Raw genomic sequence first — 16,873 nt, forward strand, 5'->3', positions numbered from 1 at the left:
TATCGCACCGAAATGGACGGCATCGCCGGCAGCTACCTCCGCTTTGCCGCCAAAGCGATTTGACAGCGGCGTTTGCAGCTAAACCACAACCGCAAAAATATGTATTGACGTTTGCTGGCGGCGCGCTGATATTCAACCCAGCGCATAATTGTCACCAAATGTCTCTACATCGATGCGACTGAAGCCATATTCACTATGCTGTATTTTGCTGGCTTCCCTGCTCGCGCCATGCGGCGCAGCCGAACCGGCCAGACTGCCGCTGACCTTTGAAGCGATCGAGTCGCTGGGGTCGGACAGCCAGTCCATTATCTCGCTGCTTCAGGACCGCCAGGGCTATATCTGGATTGGCACCATAGAAGGCGGCTTGTTCCGCTACGACGGGCGGCGCGCCACGCGCTACACCAACGACCCGGCCAACCCTGCCAGCTTGCCGGGCGGCCGTGTCAGCGCACTGCACAGCGATAGCCAGGGCCGCATCTGGGTCGGCACCGACGAAGGCCTGGCGCGCTTCGACCCGGAGGCCAACAGCTTCACGCGTTTTCATCCCGATTCGAAGCAGCGCAACACGCGCATCATCCGCCGCATCATCGGCGACGGCGCCAAAGGCCTGTGGGTCGCCACCTGGGGCGGGCTGCAGCACTTTGATATCGCCACCGGCAGCTTCAAGCTCTATCAGGCCGACCCGGCACAGAAAGACGCCCTGGCTTACAACGACGTCAACGCCATTGCCCTGGACCCGGCCGGCGGTTTATGGGCCGCCACCTGGCCGGGCGGCTTGAGCTACCTGGCGCCCGGTGCAAAAGGATTCGCACACCTGCGGCTGGACAGCGAACAAAATCCCGATCCCAAGTTGAACGATGTCCGCGCCATGCGCTTCGATCAGGATGGCCGGCTGTGGATGGGCACGGACTTGGGCCTCGTGCTGTGGCAGCATGGCGCGCCATGGAGCGACCGCCGGCAGCTCACAGGTCCCCATGGGCGCATCAACAACATCAATATCGACAGCCATGGCAACGTGTGGGTCAGCACCCGCACTGAAGGCCTGATACGCTGGACCCGCGATCTGCAGCAAACCCAGACCTACAACCATCACGCCGAAGACAACCGCAGCCTGCCCAGCAACGCGGTCAACACCGTGATGGAAGACCGTCACGGCACGCTCTGGGTAGGCAGCTTCACCGACGGTGTCTCGCGTGCCAATCTCGGTAACTACGGGCTGGAGCGCATCATCCCGCGCGACGTGGCGCCGGATAGCTTCCCGTCCAGTAATTTCGTGCGCAGCCTGGCGGCGGGCCGGGATGGCCAGATCTGGCTCGGTGTCGATGATGGCCTGGTGCTGTTCGATCCGGCGCAAAAGCGCATCGTACGGCGCTACACAGCGAACCCCGGCCAAGCGGGTTCGCTCAACCACAATTCGGTCTACAGCCTTTACCACCAGCCCGACGGCCCGCTGTGGGTCGGCACCTCCAAAGGCCTGAACCGGCTCGCTCCGGGCAGCGAACGGTTTACTTCAATCCGCTTCGAAACGCCGGCCGACAACTTCGTCAACACCATGGCGCCCGGCCGCGGCAAGGTGCTCTGGCTGGGTACCGGGGCCAGCCTGATACGCTACGAAACGGACACTGGCGGCATGCGCCGCTACGTCCATGACGACAACGATCCCCACAGCCGCAGTGTCAGCGAGGCCAGTGCCGTGCTGGAGGACTCGCAGGGCCGCGTCTGGGTGGGCGATTTCTTCCGCGGCACCGGGCTCGATATGATGAACGGCAGCGACGGCCGCTTCCGGCACTTCCGCCACGACCCAGGCCAACCGCGCAGTATCAGCAGCGACAAGATCACCTGCCTGTACGAAGACATGTACGGCACCATCTGGATCGGCACCACGCACGGATTGAACCGCATGGTGCCCGGCAGCGACGGTGTACCGGAGTTCCGCCAGTACACCGGACCAGGCGATCCCGGCCCCATCCTGATCGAATCGATAGAAAGCGATACCGCCGGAATCTTATGGGTCAGCACCGTACGCGGACTCTCGCGGCTGGCCCCCAGCACCGGCCACTTCACCCATTACTCCGCCGACGACGGTCTGACCGATGGCTTGTACCAGGGCTCGTCGGCGCGGGCCAGCGACGGCAAGCTGTATTTCGGCGGCACCACCGGCATTACCGCCGTCTATCCCGAACTGCCCCTACGCACACCGACCGTACCGCAAGCCGCCATCAGCGATATCCGCATATACGACAAATCGCTGAGCAACGGCATGCGCCCCAAGGACGTGATACTGGAAGGCGCGGTAATGGCGCCGCGCGCGCTGACCATTCCGTGGAGCGCCGCCGTGCTGACGCTGGAATTCGCCAACCTGCATTACGCGGCGCCCAAGCGCAACACCTATGCCTACTGGATGGAAGGTTTTGATGGCCAATGGATGCGCGCAGACGCCACCCAGCCCGTGGCCACCTATACCAACCTCGATCCCGGCAGCTACCGCTTCCACCTGCGCGCCTACACCAACAAAGGCATGCAGAGCGAAGAGCTGGTCCTGCCCATCACTGTGACGCCGCCGTTCTGGAGCACATGGTGGTTCCGTACCGGTACAGTTTTGCTACTGTCGGCGAGCGTGGTGATGCTGTACCGCTTACGTGTGCAGGCACTGACACGGCGCGCCAGGCGGCTGGAAGCGCTGGTGGCCAAACGGACGCAGGAACTGCAGGAATCCAACCGCAAGCTGACCGCCCTGTCCGCCACGGATGGCCTTACCGGCCTGGCGAACCGCCGCAGCTTTGACGAGGCGCTGGCACGCGAATGGCGGCGCGCCCAGCGTGCCGGCGAACCGCTTGCGCTGGCCATGATTGACGTCGATTGCTTCAAGCTCTACAACGACAACTATGGCCACCAGGCTGGCGATACCTGCCTGCGCCAAGTGGCGCGCGTGCTCGATGAAGGCGTACACCGCGCCACCGACCTCGCGGCCCGCTACGGCGGCGAGGAATTCGCCTTCATCGCACCGCTGAACAGCGCCAGCCAGGCAGCGGACATGGCGGAGAAAATCCGCGCCGCGCTACAGGCGCTCAAGCTGCCGCACGCCCATGCGCCGGCCGGCTGCGTCACGGTCAGCATCGGTGTCGCCTCCGTTATTCCCTCGGAAGACCAGACGCCGGCGCTGCTGCTGGAAGCGGCGGACCAGGCCCTGTACAGGGCCAAGCATGCGGGACGAAATTGTGTCATGCAAGCTCAGGCTGGATCTTCGCATTCCACAGTGAATATCGCGGATGCCCTTTAGGTAAGCTTGCCGTTTGCATCACATGGTAGCGTTCACATCGCGGATTCCGTTGCCACTACACAACGCATTTGTGACATTTCCCGTGAAAACACCCATACTGAAAAAGCAGTACCACAACGACAAATCAGGAGGGTAGACACGATGAAGCAACCCGCGCTCGCCATCACCACCTTAGCCGTTCTCGGCACATTGGCCTTCAACAGCCATGCCCAGGAAGGCATTCCCATCACCGTCAGCGGCTTCGGCACCGGCGCGCTGACCATGACCAACAGCGACCAGGCCGAATTCAATCGCGTCAACCAGACCTCCGGTGCCGGCAAAGACGCCCGCGCTGGCGTCGATTCCAACCTCGGCATCCAGGCCACCGCCAAGTTGAGCGATACCATCTCCTTCACTGCGCAGGGCCTGGTACGCAAGAACGGCAACAACGACCAGTTCGGCGCCGAGCTGGCCTGGGCCTTCGCCAAGTTCAAGCTGAACGACGAATTCTCCATCCGCGTGGGCCGTATTGGTCTGCCGGTGTACATGATTTCCGACGTACGCAACGTCGGCTACGCCAACACCATGCTGCGCCCGCCCAACGAGGTGTACCGCCAGGTCACGGCTGACAATGCGGACGGCGGCGACATCATCTACCAGCACAGTTTTGGCGACAGCACGCTGACTGCGCAGGCCGCGATTGGCCGCACCAAGGTGCGCTCGCCAGGCAACTACTACGTCGAATTCAAACCGGTGATCTCGACCCAGGTATCGCTGGAGAACGGTCCTTTCACCTATCGCCTCGGCCATTCGCGCGCCACCTTCGGCATCTATGACAACGCCAGCCTGACCACGCTGGTCAACACGGCCAAAAGCCTGGGGCTGAACAATGTGGTGGCTGAACTGCCGCTGACCGACATCAAGGGCACGTTCAATTCGGCCGGCATCAGCATGGACTACAACAACATCATCGGCCAGGCCGAATACGCCAAGCGCAAGACCGATACGCGCCTGGTGCAGGACACCAGTTCGTGGTACATCATGCTGGGCTACCGCTACGGCAAGTTCGTGCCCTACTACATGCACGGCGACGTCAAGCAGGACAGCCGCCGCAGCTTCGAGACGCTGCCGACCACCGGCCCGCTGGCGCCGCTGAGTGCCGCCGTCAATGGCGCCATCAAGTCAGGCCTGCAATCGACCAACGCCATCGGTCTGCGCTGGGACTTCTACAAATCGGCCGCCTTCAAGATACAGATGGACCGTATCAAGACGCGCGATGGCAGCGGCTACTTCGTCAACGCCAAACCTGGCTTTGCCGGTAGCACCGTCAACGTTTATGCCGCAGGCATCGATTTTGTCTTCTAAGGAGAATGCCATGCACAAGACTATCGGCAAGCTGCTGCTGGCGGCTGGCGTATGGCTGGCTGCCGCCCCTGTGTTCGCAGCTGAAATTGTGGTGATCGTGAATCCCAAGAATCCTGCCACGCGCATGTTCAGCGAACAGGCGGCGCAGTTCTTCCTTGGTAAATCCACGCTGTTTACACCGGTCGAACACAGCGACGGCCCGCTGCGCAACGAGTTTTACAAGAAGGTGCTGGACAAGGACACCACCCAGGTCAAGGCCATCTGGTCCAAGCTGGTGTTCACCGGTAAAGCCACGGCGCCCAAGGAGTATGGCTCCAGCGCCGAGGTGAAAAAAGCCGTGGCGGCGGACCCCAGCGCCATCGGCTATATCGAGAAGTCCGCGGTGGATGACTCGGTCAAAGTCATCCTCACCGTGCAGTAAGCGTCAGATCTGCGCCGCGCCGCCGTCGACAAACAGCTCAATGCCGTTCACGAAGCTGCTGTCGTCGGTGGCGAGGAACAAGACGCTTTTCGCGATTTCCGCCGGTTCGCCCAGGCGCCCCATCGGCACCAGGCTCGCCAGATGGCCATACAGGCCGTCTTTCTGCTCCACCGGCACCAGCCCTGCCAGGCCTGGCGTGGCAATCGGTCCGGGACTCACCACGTTGACACGGATGCGGCGTGCTTTCAGATCCAGCAGCCATGAGCGCGCAAAGTTACGCACCGCTGCCTTGCTGGCGCTGTAGACACTGAAATTCTCCGTGCCCTGGATCGACACCGTCGAACCGGTCAGGATAATGGACGCGCCGTCTTTCAGCAGCGGCAAAGCCTTCTGCACCGTGAACACCACGCCACGCACATTGGTGCCGAAGATGCGGTCAAAATGCTCTTCCGTGATCGCGCCCAGCGGCAGCATATCGCCGCCGCCCGCATTGGCGAACAGCACATCGAGCTGGCCGGAGCGCTGGGCAATTTCCGCATATACGCGATCCAGGTCAGCCAGGTCGGCACTGTCGGCACGCATGCCGACCACGCCGTGGCCAATTGCCTCGACTGCCGCATCCAGCTCGGCCTGACGACGGCCAGTGATAAACACCTTGGCGCCCTGGCGCGCAAACTCCTGTGCGGTCGCCAGACCAATGCCGGAGGTGCCACCGGTAACCAACGCTGTTTTGCCTGCTAATTTCATGATCTGCTCCTTAAAAGTGAGTTGAGTGAACACACTTTAAGGCGTAACGATTAATTGATAAATATGGCTATAATGAATTCATTATTCCCATACATGCACAATAATGGATCAATTACTGGCAATGCGAACCTTCGCCCGCGTGGTGGAAGCCGGCACCTTCACCAAGGCTGCGGATTCGCTGCAAATGCCGAAGGCCACCGTGACCAAGCTGGTGCAGTCACTCGAGACGCATCTGGGCGTCAAGCTGCTGCAACGCACGACACGCCGCGTCACCGTCACGCCCGACGGCGCCGCCTACTACGACAAGGCGACGCGCTTCATCAAGGACCTGCGTGATATCGATGCCAGCTTTGGCGCGGCCCACGGCACGCCGCGCGGCCATCTGCGGGTGGACACCGGCTCCTCGGTCGCCACCCGCATCATCGTGCCGGCGCTGCCCGAGTTCATGGCGAAGTATCCGGGCATACAGCTGGACCTGGGCGTCAGCGACCGCCCGGTGGATCTCATCAGCGATAATGTCGACTGCGTGATACGCGGCGGCGCGATCACCGACCAGTCAATGGTCGCGCGGCAGATCGGCAAGGCGGCGTTTGTGACATGCGCCTCGCCCGACTACCTCAAGCGGCACGGCGTGCCCAAACATCCGCATGATCTGGAAAGCGGCCACCTGGTGGTCAGCTATCTGTCCGCCCGCACGGGGCGGGCCTTGCCGGTACACTTCACGAAAAACGGCGAACGGCTGGAGATACGCGCGCGCCATGCGGTCGGCATCAACGAGAGCAACGCCCACTTCGAAGCGGCGCTGGCGGGACTTGGCATCATCCAGACCTTTGATTACCTGGCCGATCCTTATATCGCCAGCGGAGCGCTGGTGCCGGTACTCAAAAACTGGCAGTCGCCGCCCTACCCGTTCTATGTGGTCTATCCGCCCAACCGCCACATGAGCAACCGGCTGCGCGTGTTCATCGACTGGATCGCAGAGCGCTTCAGCCTTCCACCACAATAGCGGGACGCAGCCGCTTGCGCGAGGTGCGTGCATGCGGCACCCAGGCGTGGGTCTGCCAGCGCCGCCACATGATGAGACCCCGTATCCACTCGTCGGCGGCGTAAGCGATCCACACGCCAGGCAGGCCCCATCCCAGCACCACGCCCAGCAGCCAGCTACCGCCGGCCAGTACGAACAGCATCGAGAATGCCCCGGCCATCACCGGGAAGCGCGCGTCGCCCGCAGCCCGCAAGGCGTTGATTACCACCAGATTGAAGGTGCGGCCCGGCTCCAGCAGCACCGTAATCCACAGCAGCGTGGCGCCCGCCGCCAGAATTTCGTGGTCCTGGGTGAACCAGCCCAGCAGCCAGTTCCCCATCAGCGCCGCCGCAGCAGCGATCGTCACGCACACCACCAGCCCACGCGCCAGCGCGCGCTTGACCACGCGGTGCGCCTCGCGCAAATGGCCGGCGCCAATCAGATAGCCCACCACGATTTCCACCGCCAGGCCGGTGGCGATACTGAACATCATCACGCCGCCCATCAGTTGCAGCACATAGGCCTGCGTCGCCAGCGCCTTGGCGCCCAGTTCCGCCGCCGTGGCCACGCTGACCATGAACGCCAGCCGCCAGGCAATGTTCTCCGCCGCACCGGGCAAGCCGATATGCAGCACCGCCGCCAGTTCGCGGCGCGGCAGCTGCCACCAGTCCCCGCGCGACAGCGTAATGCCCAGATGCGCGCGCCACATCAGCAGGTGCAGGACCAGGCCGATGGCGCGGCTGACCGCCAGCGCCAGTGCATAGCCGGGCAAGCCCATGGTAGGCAGCGGCCCCCAGCCGTACATCAGCGGAATCGCCAGCAGCAAATGCGAGATGTGCATGATGACCAGCACCACCAGTGTATCGCGCGTCCGCAGATGCGCGCGCATCACACTGGCCATGGACGCATTCCACGCGTCGAGCAGCATCGCGGGCGCCAGCGCCATCAGGAATGGCGCGGCGATCGGCAGCACTTGTACGGGCGCGTTCAGCAAATGCAGCAGGCCGTGGGCGCCCAGCAGCGCCATCAGCGCCGTGACAACGCCCAGCCAGGTGCTGGCGCCAACCACGGCGCGCGCCACCTTGTCGGCCGCCGCGCGCTGGCCGCCGCCCAGATTCTGCGTCACCACCACGCTGACGCCCGCGCCAATAATCCGGAACAAAATGAACAGCGTCGCCGACACCTGGCTGGCGATCGCAAACGCGCCGCCATTTTCATCCGAAATGCGCGAAGCCAGCGCGGTGCCGATCACGCTGGCCGCTATCCCCAATCCCAGTTCGACCAGCAATGGCCACGCAAGGTTAAACATGGGTGGCGTGCGTACCGGTGTTGGGGAGGCGGACATGGGAGCGGTCAGTAGAAGTGTTGCCAATTAGCTCTACTTTATACCAAGTGGAAGCGCTTTCACTAATAGTATTTGAGAAAACTATCCGGCTAGCCGTTAGACTTTCGACATGCCATTGAACCATCGCTTTCTCGTCTGCGCGTCCACCCTGCTGCTGCTCAGCAGCAACGCGGCCGCACAGTCATTGACCGTGTTGTATCCGGAGATCGGCGAACCATATCGCGCGGTGTTTGCGGAGATTATTCAAGGCATAGAAGAGCAATCCAAAGCCCGTGCCCACACCGTGCCGCTGGCCGCCAACAGCGATGCGGCCGAATTGCGCGGCAACGCCGCCAGGGTCGTCATCGCGCTGGGACGGCAAGGCCTGAGGGCCGCCAGTGCGCTGGAACCCGCGCCGGCCATCGTGGTTGGCGGCATCGGCGGCAGCACCGACGCCGAGCGCTACACGGGCATCAGTCTGACGCCCGATCCGGCGCTGCTGTTTGCCACGCTCAAAGGCCTGCTGCCTGGCGTCCGCCGTGTCATTGTCGTCTATAACCCGCAGACCAACGCCGCGCTGATACGCATTGCGCAGGACGCCGCGCGCACCCAGGGACTGGAGCTGACCGCGCTGGAAGCCGCCAACCTGGCCAGCGCCGCGCGCATCTACGAAACCCAGCTGGCCAGCGCCGACGGCTGCCGCGATGCATTATGGCTGCCGCAGGATGCCGTCACCGTGGATGAAAACACCATCCTGCCGCTGGTGTTGAAAGAATCCTGGACACGTTCCCTGCCGGTGTTTTCCAGCAGCGTGCTGCATGTGAAGAAAGGCGTGCTGTTCGGGATGTATCCCAATAACCAGCAACTGGGGCGCGATCTGGCCGCGCTGGCGCTGTCCATGCAGAACGGCGAAACCGTCCGGCGCGAGGTCACGCCGCTGCGCGCGGTACGTACCGCCCTCAACACGCGCACCGCCAGCCACCTGGGCTTGAATCTTGTCGTAAGCCAACAACGGAACTTCGACGCCATCTACCCCCAGCCGTAGACGGGTGGCTAAATTTCTTTCCGTTTTAGCAAAGACTCGACTTATACTATGAAAGCATCTTAACGGCGCCGTCTGCCTGTCGATGCGGTAACGATCGCCGTGATGAAAAAGATAATAAACGCCCTGTTTGCCGCCGTAGTGCTGCTGAGCTCGGCCGGCGCCCTACAGGCGAGCGGCGGCGCCTTGCAGTCCAGCGCCGCGGTCGCCACAGCCGCTGCCGACACCGGCATGCTGATTGAACCCATGGACATCGTCACCGTCGCGGCGCCGCTGCGTCCGGACGTGCGTCCCGTCACGCTGGCCCAGCTGGAAGACCAGCTGCGCCGCCCCGAGCTGCAAGCCTCGCTGGGCAAAGGCAGCATCGCCGTGGTGTATCCGAATGTGGAAGAGCCGTTCCGCTCGGCCTTTCTGGCCATGATCCAGGGCATCGAGGACCGCATCAAGCTCAGGGTGCGCGCCTACCCGGTCGATCCCCATGTCGATACGACTGACCTCAACAACACGCTCAAACGCAGCGGCACCAAAGTGGTGATCGCGCTGGGCCGCCAGGGTCTCAGCGCCACGGCTGGCCTTGACCGCGAGATCTCGGTGCTGGCCGGCGGCGTGCTGCTGCTGTCGGAGTCGGAAAACGTCACGGGCATCAGCATGACGCCCGATCCGGCCATGCTGTTCTCGCGCCTGCGCCTGCTGCTGCCGGAGTTGCGCCGCATCATCGTAGTCTACAACCCGCAGAAATCCGACTGGCTCATCAAGCTGGCGCGCGAGGCGGCGAAGGCGCAGAACCTCGAACTGTCGGCCTACGTGGCGGCGGATCTGGCCAGCGCAGCCAAACTGTATAGCCAGCTCATCGCCAGCGCCGACAACCGCCACGACGCCATCTGGCTGCCGCATGACAGCACCACTGTCGAAGAAAGCACCATCCTGCCGCTGGTGCTCAAGGAATCCTGGAACAGCAACCTGCCGCTGTTCTCCAGCAATGTGCTGCACGTGAAGAAAGGCGCGCTGTTTGCCATGCTGCCCGATAACGTGGAGCTGGGCCGCACGCTGGCCGCATCCGCCATGGGCGTGATCGCCGGCGACGTGCGCCGCCGCCCGCTGGTGCCGCTGCGCGAACTGCAGACCGCCATCAATCTTCGTACCGCCAGCCATATCGGCCTGAATCTGGGTGCCTTGCAACAGCGCAGTTTTGACTTCGTGTACCCACAGCCATGAACACCATCCGACAATTCCTGCGCCGTACCGGCTTCCAGCAACAGCTGACCATCATCGTGTCGGCCGCGATCCTGGGCCTGGCCGTGTTTTCCGCGCTGATGAATGCCTGGGAAGCCAACTCCCGCATGCGCGACCACTTCATAGGCCAGGGCCAGCGCATCGCCGACAACCTGGCCCGCCAAAGCACGCTCGCGCTGCTGTTCCACTCCGCCGAGAATGCGCGCGACGTGGTCAACGCCACCCTGGCCTTTCCCGATGTCGCCGGTTTGCAGATCATGGATGCGCGCCGCAAGGTGCTGCTGTCGCGCGTACAAGGTAATGCCAGGCTCGATGCGGCGCTATTCAGCGCCATGCCGCCGTCGCATGCGGCCATGGTGGGCGAGACGGCCGATGGCTGGGTGTTTGTGGCGCCGGTCTACGGTGGCCAGTCGGAAGCGTCGCCGTTTGAACTGCAGGAACACCAGCAGCAGTTGCTGGGTTATGTGCATGTGCAGCTGTCCAAGGCCACGCTGCAAAACCTGACCTGGTCCCTGCTGCTGGGGAATCTGGGCCTGACGCTGTCGTTTGCCGTGATCCTGCTGGTGCTGGCGCGGGTGCTGACGCGCCATATGCTGAATCCCCTCAACGCGCTGTCGCGCCTGATGCGCCGCGCGGAACAGGGCGAATCCGGCATGCGCGCCGATCCCGCCGGCCCGCGCGACCTGATCGAAATGGGCCAGGCCTTTAATCAGATGATGAACGTGCTGGAACAGCGCGAAGCGGAGCTCAAGGAATCGCGCGACGCCGCCGTCAACATGGCGCAGATGAAGGCGCAATTCGCCGCCACCGTGAGCCATGAAGTCCGCACGCCGCTGAACGGCGTGGTCGGCATGCTGGACATGCTCAAGGAAACCCGCCTCACCCAGCGCCAGCAGGAGTTTGTCGACGTCGCCTGGAATTCGTCGCGCACGCTGATCGCGCTGATTAACAACATCCTCGACTTCTCCAAGATGGAAGCGGGCAAACTGAAACTGGAGGAGACCGAATTCAGCCTGGCGACGCTGCTGGCGGAAGTGGTCGAACTGGTCGGCCGGCCGGCGCAGCAGAAAGGCGTAGGCGTCAGCTGGGCCGTCGCTCCCGGCGTACCAGACCGCATCCTGAGCGACGCCTTGCGCATCCGCCAGATCCTCATCAACCTGACCGGCAATGCCGTCAAGTTCACCGAATGCGGACAAGTGACCATCAACGTCACGCAGTCCGGCGCCGACGCACCGATGCTGACGTTCGAAGTGCGCGACAGCGGCATCGGCATGAGCGCCGACGTCCAGCGCCAGCTGTTTGAAGCCTTCGTGCAGCCGGATCCCACCACTACCCGCCGCTTCGGCGGCACGGGCCTCGGCCTGGCCATCTGCAAGCAGCTGGTGGAACTGCTGGGCGGCCAGATCGGCGTGCAGAGCGTGGCCGGCAGCGGCACCGCGTTCACCTTCGCGATTCCATGCCAGCCCGCCGGCGTACCGCTGGCGCCAGAGTTGCCTGCCACCGTGCTGCATGCAGCGCCGCGCACCGCGCCTGCGCGCCAGTTCCGCGTGCTGGTGGCCGAAGACAACCGCACCAACCAGATGGTGGCAGCCGGCATGCTGGCCATGAACGGCTGCGTGTGCGAGTTTGCCGCCGATGGCGTGGAAGCCGTGCGTGCCGCCCAGCGCGAGCGCTTCGACCTGATCCTCATGGATTGCAGCATGCCGGAGATGGACGGCTACGAAGCCACCGCCCACATCCGCCTGGCCGAACTGGCGCTGGGCCGCCGCACGCCGCTGGTGGCCATGACTGCCAACACCCAGATCGGCGATGCAGAAAAATGCCTGGCCGCCGGCATGGACGACTATCTGGCCAAACCCATCACGCTGGTCGAACTGCGCCACAAGCTGGAGAAATGGCTGCCGCAAGGCGATCATCCGGGCGCCGTCACCCACAGCGCCGCCAGTCACACCACGGCTGCCGCCAGCCACACCTCGCGCGCCGCCGGCAATGCACCGGTCGACCTGGAAGTCTTCGACAAGCTGCGCGAAGTGCTGGGCGAGTCGCTGCCGCACGCAGTCATGCCCTATCTGGAAGACACCCCCGTGTGCCTGGAAGAACTGACGCTGGCAGTGCGCGCCGGTGACATGAACACCGCCCGCAACCGCGCCCACGCACTCAAGGGATCATCGGGCAACTTCGGCGCGGAGACGCTGGCGCAACTGGCGCTGCAGGCGGAGCAATTCGCTGCCGCCAACCAGCCGGAGCGCATCGAGCCGCTGCTGGCGCCATTGAACGAGCAGTATCGGTCGCTGGCCGCCTTCCTGCGCGCAGAGCTGGACAGCACTGACGGCGACGACCTGCATCTGAGCGACGACACCCCGCAGGTGCTGGTGGTGGACGACGACCGCAGCACTCGCAGCACCCTGCGCCACACACTGCAACGCGACGGCTTCCGCGTGGAGGAAGCCTCCGACGGCCAGCAGGCGCTGGCGATGCTGACGCGCTTCCAGCCGGACGTCATCCTGATGGACGCCATGATGCCCGTGATGGACGGCTTCACCGCCTGCGCGCGCATGCAGGAGCTGCCCAACGGCGCCGACATTCCGGTGCTGATGATCACCGCGCTGCAGGACAACTCGTCGGTGGAACGCGCATTCGCGGCCGGCGCCAGCGACTACATTCCCAAGCCGATCCACTACGCGGTGCTGTCGCAACGCGTACGCCGCATCATCGAAGCCAACCGCGCGGAGAAGCGCATCCGCCACCTGGCCTATAACGACGTGCTGACCAACCTGCCCAACCGCACGCTGTTCTTCGAGCTGCTGGACAAGAGCATCGACCACGCGCGCAGCGCAGGCCAGCAAGTAGCGGTGCTGTTCATGGACCTGGACCGCTTCAAATACGTCAACGACAACCTGGGCCACGCAATCGGCGACCGCCTGCTGCAAGGCGTGGCGCAGCGTGTGCGCCAGACCGTGCGTTCGGCCGATGCCGTGGCGCGCCTGGGCGGCGACGAATTCACCGTGGTGCTCAATGAGCTGGACAGCCCGGCATCGGCCGCCAGCGCCGCACACAACATCGTACGCGCATTGTCCGTGCCCTTCCCCATCGACGGCCACGAGATTTTTGTCACCGCCAGCGTCGGCATCGCCATGTTCCCGCATGACGGCGGCGACGTCGCCACGCTGGTCAAGCATGCGGACAGCGCCATGTACCGCGCCAAGCGCACCAACACCGGCTTCCAGTTCTATGAATCGTCAATGGAGCACTCGATCTCCGAGCACGTGCGGCTGGAAAGCGATTTGCGCCGCGCCATGGAACAGCAGCACCAGCTGGAAGTCTATTACCAGCCGCAGGCCTGCCTGAGCAGCGGCCGCATTATCGGCATGGAAGCGCTGGTGCGCTGGCGCCATCCGACGCGCGGCATGATACCGCCGGCGGACTTCATTCCGCTGGCCGAGGAAACCGGCATCATCAACCAGTTGGGCGACTGGGTGCTGCGTACCGCCTGCACGCAACTGCGCCAGTTCATGCGCAACGGCCTGCCGGAGCTGCGCGTGGCGGTCAACCTGTCGGTGCGCCAGCTGCTGCAAAAAGACTTCGCTGCGTCGGTGGAAGCGGTGCTGGCGGACACCGGCCTGCCGCCGCACCTGCTGGAACTGGAGATCACCGAAAGCACGCTGATGGAAAATGCGCAGGACACGCTGGCCGCGCTGCATCGCCTGCGCGAGCTTGGTGTGCGCCTGTCGATCGACGATTTCGGCACCGGCTATTCCTCGCTGTCCTACTTGAAGCGCTTCCCGGTCGATATCATCAAGATCGACCGCTCATTCGTGTACGACCTGCCGCAGGACGCCGACGATGCAGCCATCGTCAGCGCCATCATCGCGCTGGCGCACAGCCTGCGCCTTGAAGTGGTGGCCGAAGGTGTGGAAACCGCCGAGCAGCTGGCGTTCCTGGCGGGCCGCGAATGTGACCTGATGCAGGGTTATCACCTGAGCCCCGCGATTCCGGCAGACCAGTTTGCTGAACTTGTGAGAAGAACTATAGACATGGCTACAACACTTCCATCGTCAAGCTGCTGAATTCAGGATAGAATCAAAAAAACAACTAGGGAGATTGCATCTTGAAAGTGTTGAGCGCCCACCAGCGACAGCTCAAGCTGTGCGTGTCTGCGGCACTCAGCTTGGCGCTGAACGCCGCCTTCGCCAGCCCGGTCGCGGACGAAGACGAACTGGCGCTGGTCTACGGCGCGGGCGATAGTGTCAGCATTGCCACCGGCAATCTACAGGCCTTGCGCCGCGCGCCCGCCGTGGCCACCGTGATTACCGCTGCGGACATCGCCGCAATGGGTGCGACCGATCTCGACCAGGTACTGGAAAGCGTCCCTGGCATCCACGTCAACCGCACGCCCAACAGCTATTCGCCGCTGTATGTGGTGCGCGGCATCGTCAGCGCCTATACGCCGCAGATCCTGATGCTGCAGAACGGCGTGCCGATTACCACCGCCTACATCGGCAACAAGGGCAATATCTGGGCCGGCTATCCGGTTGAGCATATCGCGCGTATCGAAATCATTCGCGGCCCCGGTTCGGCGCTGTATGGTTCGGACGCTTATTCGGGCGTCATCAACATCATCACCAAAGGGCCGAGCGAGGCGGCCGGCACCGAGATCGGCGTGCGCGCCGGCTCGCTGTCGACCTACGATGGCTGGGTACAGCATGGCGGCAAGCTGGGCGCCATCGACGTCGCGGCCTATCTGCGCGTCGGCCAGACCGACGGCATCCGCGAGACCATCGAGGCCGATGCGCAAACCCGTAACGACAAAATATTCGGCACCAAAGCCAGCCTGGCGCCGGGACAGCTCAACACCGAGTACAAGGCAGTCGACGCCAATCTGGACCTGATCTACGGCGCCTGGCGCGCGCGCTTCGGCTACAAGCGCCGCTACGACATGGGCAGCGGCGCGGGCATTTCATCGGCGCTCGATCCGGTCGGCCGCCAGCAAAGCGAACGCGTAACCTCAAGCCTGAGCTGGGCCGAACCACAAGTGACGCGCGACCTGGGACTGGGCGCGAGCCTGAGCACCCAGCAGTACTCGCAGGAGATGCCGACGCGGTACAACCTGCTGCCGCCCGGCCTGGCCTTCCCCACCGGCCCATTCCCGAACGGGATGATCGGCGCGCCCGAGACATGGGAACGCACCTATCGCCTGTCCGGCTATGCGGACTACAGCGGCGTGCGCAACCACCACCTGCGTGTCGGCCTGGGCCACGACGATATCGACCTGTACCGCACGCGCGAATTCCGCAACTTCAATTACGCCAGCAACGGCACGCCGATTCCGCTGCCGGCCGTGATTGAAACCACTTACACCACGCCGTTCCTGCGCCCGCAGCGCCGCAAGATCGACTACGTGTATCTGCAGGATGAATGGAGCTTCGCACCGGACTGGAATCTCACCGCCGGCGTGCGGCACGATCACTACTCGGACTTTGGCGGCACCACCAATCCGCGCCTGGCACTGGTGTGGGACGCCAGCTTTGACCTGACCGCCAAGCTGCTGTACGGCCGTGCCTTCCGCGCGCCAGCATTTGCCGAAAGCTATGGCATCACCAACCCGGTCGTGCTGGGCAATCCCAACCTCAAGCCCGAGAAGAACGCCACCACCGAGCTGTCCTTCGCCTGGCAGGCACGCACCGATGCGACTGTGAACCTGACCTTCTACCGCTACAAGATGAAGGACATCATCCGCACCGTGCCCAACGCGATGACCGGCACCGGTTCGACCTACAAAAACACCGGCGACCAGACGGGCCATGGCATCGAGCTGGAGTCCAGCTGGACGGTGACGCGCGATCTGCGCCTGTCGGGCAACTATGCCTTCCAGCGCTCGACTGACGAAACCAATCACACCGATGCCGGCTACGCGCCGCATAACCACCTGTTTGGCCGCGCCGACTGGGCGTTCACCAGCGGTTATCAGGCCGGCGCGCAAGTCAACTGGGTGGCCGGCCGCAAGCGTGCGTTCGGCGACGCCCGCACCAATCTGAGCGACTACACCACGCTGGACCTGACGCTGGCCACACGCAATGGCCGCAACCAGTGGAACTTCGCGCTGGCGCTACGTAACCTGTTCAACACCGACGTGCGCGAGCCCAGCCCGGCGCCCGGCCTGACGCTGCCTTACGACCTGCCGATGGCCCCGCGCACCGTATCGCTTCAGGCTTCGTACAAGTTGTAGTGCTTCAGCAGCCGCCAGCCCAGTTCTTCGCGTATGCGTTCGGGCGTGGGCGGCGGCGTGTGTGCATCACGGCGCTGCTGCAACAGGCGGCGTACCGCCTCTTTGCTGGGATGGGTAGTTTGTGTCCGGGGCGGCTCCATGATGGCCTCACTCAATCCATTACGACCGCTTCATCATGCGCCCCTCCCATACCGGTTCATCCAGAAAATAGCCGTGCCTTTGCACAGCTAAT

At 63.6% G+C, this 16,873-nt stretch carries 11 protein-coding genes; 8 read left to right on the plus strand and 3 right to left on the minus strand.

What is annotated here, in order from left to right:
- Positions 1–205: 205 nt before the first annotated feature.
- From BUA36_RS05770 to BUA36_RS05780, 3 genes are all read left to right on the plus strand, one after another.
- Complete coding sequence (locus BUA36_RS05770) at positions 206–3,280, plus strand: ligand-binding sensor domain-containing diguanylate cyclase (protein WP_167544257.1); 3,075 nt, start codon at positions 206–208, stop codon at positions 3,278–3,280.
- A gap of 141 nt (positions 3,281–3,421) precedes the next feature.
- Entirely contained in the window at positions 3,422–4,624 is a 1,203-nt protein-coding gene (locus BUA36_RS05775) for a hypothetical protein (protein ID WP_072782195.1), read from the plus strand.
- Between the two features lie 10 nt (positions 4,625–4,634).
- Complete coding sequence (locus BUA36_RS05780) at positions 4,635–5,045, plus strand: type 2 periplasmic-binding domain-containing protein (protein WP_072782197.1); 411 nt, start codon at positions 4,635–4,637, stop codon at positions 5,043–5,045.
- A 3-nt stretch (positions 5,046–5,048) separates the two neighbouring features.
- Here BUA36_RS05780 and BUA36_RS05785 read toward each other — a convergent pair whose 3' ends face one another.
- The gene (locus tag BUA36_RS05785; protein WP_072782199.1) at positions 5,049–5,792 is read right to left on the minus strand and encodes an SDR family oxidoreductase; all 744 of its coding nucleotides are present in this window, start codon (positions 5,790–5,792) and stop codon (positions 5,049–5,051) included.
- A gap of 103 nt (positions 5,793–5,895) precedes the next feature.
- Between BUA36_RS05785 and BUA36_RS05790 the strand changes: the two genes are divergently transcribed.
- A complete protein-coding gene (locus BUA36_RS05790; protein ID WP_072782201.1) occupies positions 5,896–6,798 on the plus strand; it encodes a LysR family transcriptional regulator in 903 nt (300 codons plus the stop codon).
- Here the strand turns inward: BUA36_RS05790 and BUA36_RS05795 are convergent.
- Positions 6,779–8,161: an MATE family efflux transporter gene (locus BUA36_RS05795; RefSeq protein WP_072782203.1), complete on the minus strand. Its 1,383-nt coding sequence runs from the start codon at positions 8,159–8,161 to the stop codon at positions 6,779–6,781. The genes BUA36_RS05790 and BUA36_RS05795 overlap by 20 nt on opposite strands.
- Before the next feature lie 109 nt (positions 8,162–8,270).
- Between BUA36_RS05795 and BUA36_RS05800 the strand changes: the two genes are divergently transcribed.
- From BUA36_RS05800 to BUA36_RS05815, 4 genes are all read left to right on the plus strand, one after another.
- Positions 8,271–9,185 carry an ABC transporter substrate-binding protein gene (locus BUA36_RS05800; protein ID WP_072782205.1) on the plus strand — a complete coding sequence of 305 codons (915 nt, stop codon included), beginning with the start codon at positions 8,271–8,273 and terminating at the stop codon, positions 9,183–9,185.
- A 102-nt stretch (positions 9,186–9,287) separates the two neighbouring features.
- Positions 9,288–10,397, plus strand: a complete 1,110-nt coding sequence (locus tag BUA36_RS05805; protein WP_072782207.1) for an ABC transporter substrate-binding protein — start codon at positions 9,288–9,290, stop codon at positions 10,395–10,397.
- A complete protein-coding gene (locus tag BUA36_RS05810) occupies positions 10,394–14,482 on the plus strand; it encodes an EAL domain-containing protein (RefSeq protein WP_072782210.1) in 4,089 nt (1,362 codons plus the stop codon). Before BUA36_RS05805 ends, BUA36_RS05810 begins: the two co-directional genes overlap by 4 nt.
- Before the next feature lie 47 nt (positions 14,483–14,529).
- Positions 14,530–16,641 carry a TonB-dependent receptor plug domain-containing protein gene (locus BUA36_RS05815; RefSeq protein ID WP_229255628.1) on the plus strand — a complete coding sequence of 704 codons (2,112 nt, stop codon included), beginning with the start codon at positions 14,530–14,532 and terminating at the stop codon, positions 16,639–16,641.
- Here BUA36_RS05815 and BUA36_RS30655 read toward each other — a convergent pair.
- Positions 16,620–16,781, minus strand: a complete 162-nt coding sequence (locus BUA36_RS30655; RefSeq protein WP_167544258.1) for a hypothetical protein — start codon at positions 16,779–16,781, stop codon at positions 16,620–16,622. The two genes, BUA36_RS05815 and BUA36_RS30655, sit on opposite strands and share 22 nt — an antisense overlap.
- Positions 16,782–16,873 lie beyond the last annotated feature (92 nt).

It is taken from the genome of Duganella sacchari, from assembly GCF_900143065.1.
In the GTDB taxonomy this organism is placed as follows: domain Bacteria; phylum Pseudomonadota; class Gammaproteobacteria; order Burkholderiales; family Burkholderiaceae_D; genus Rugamonas; species Rugamonas sacchari.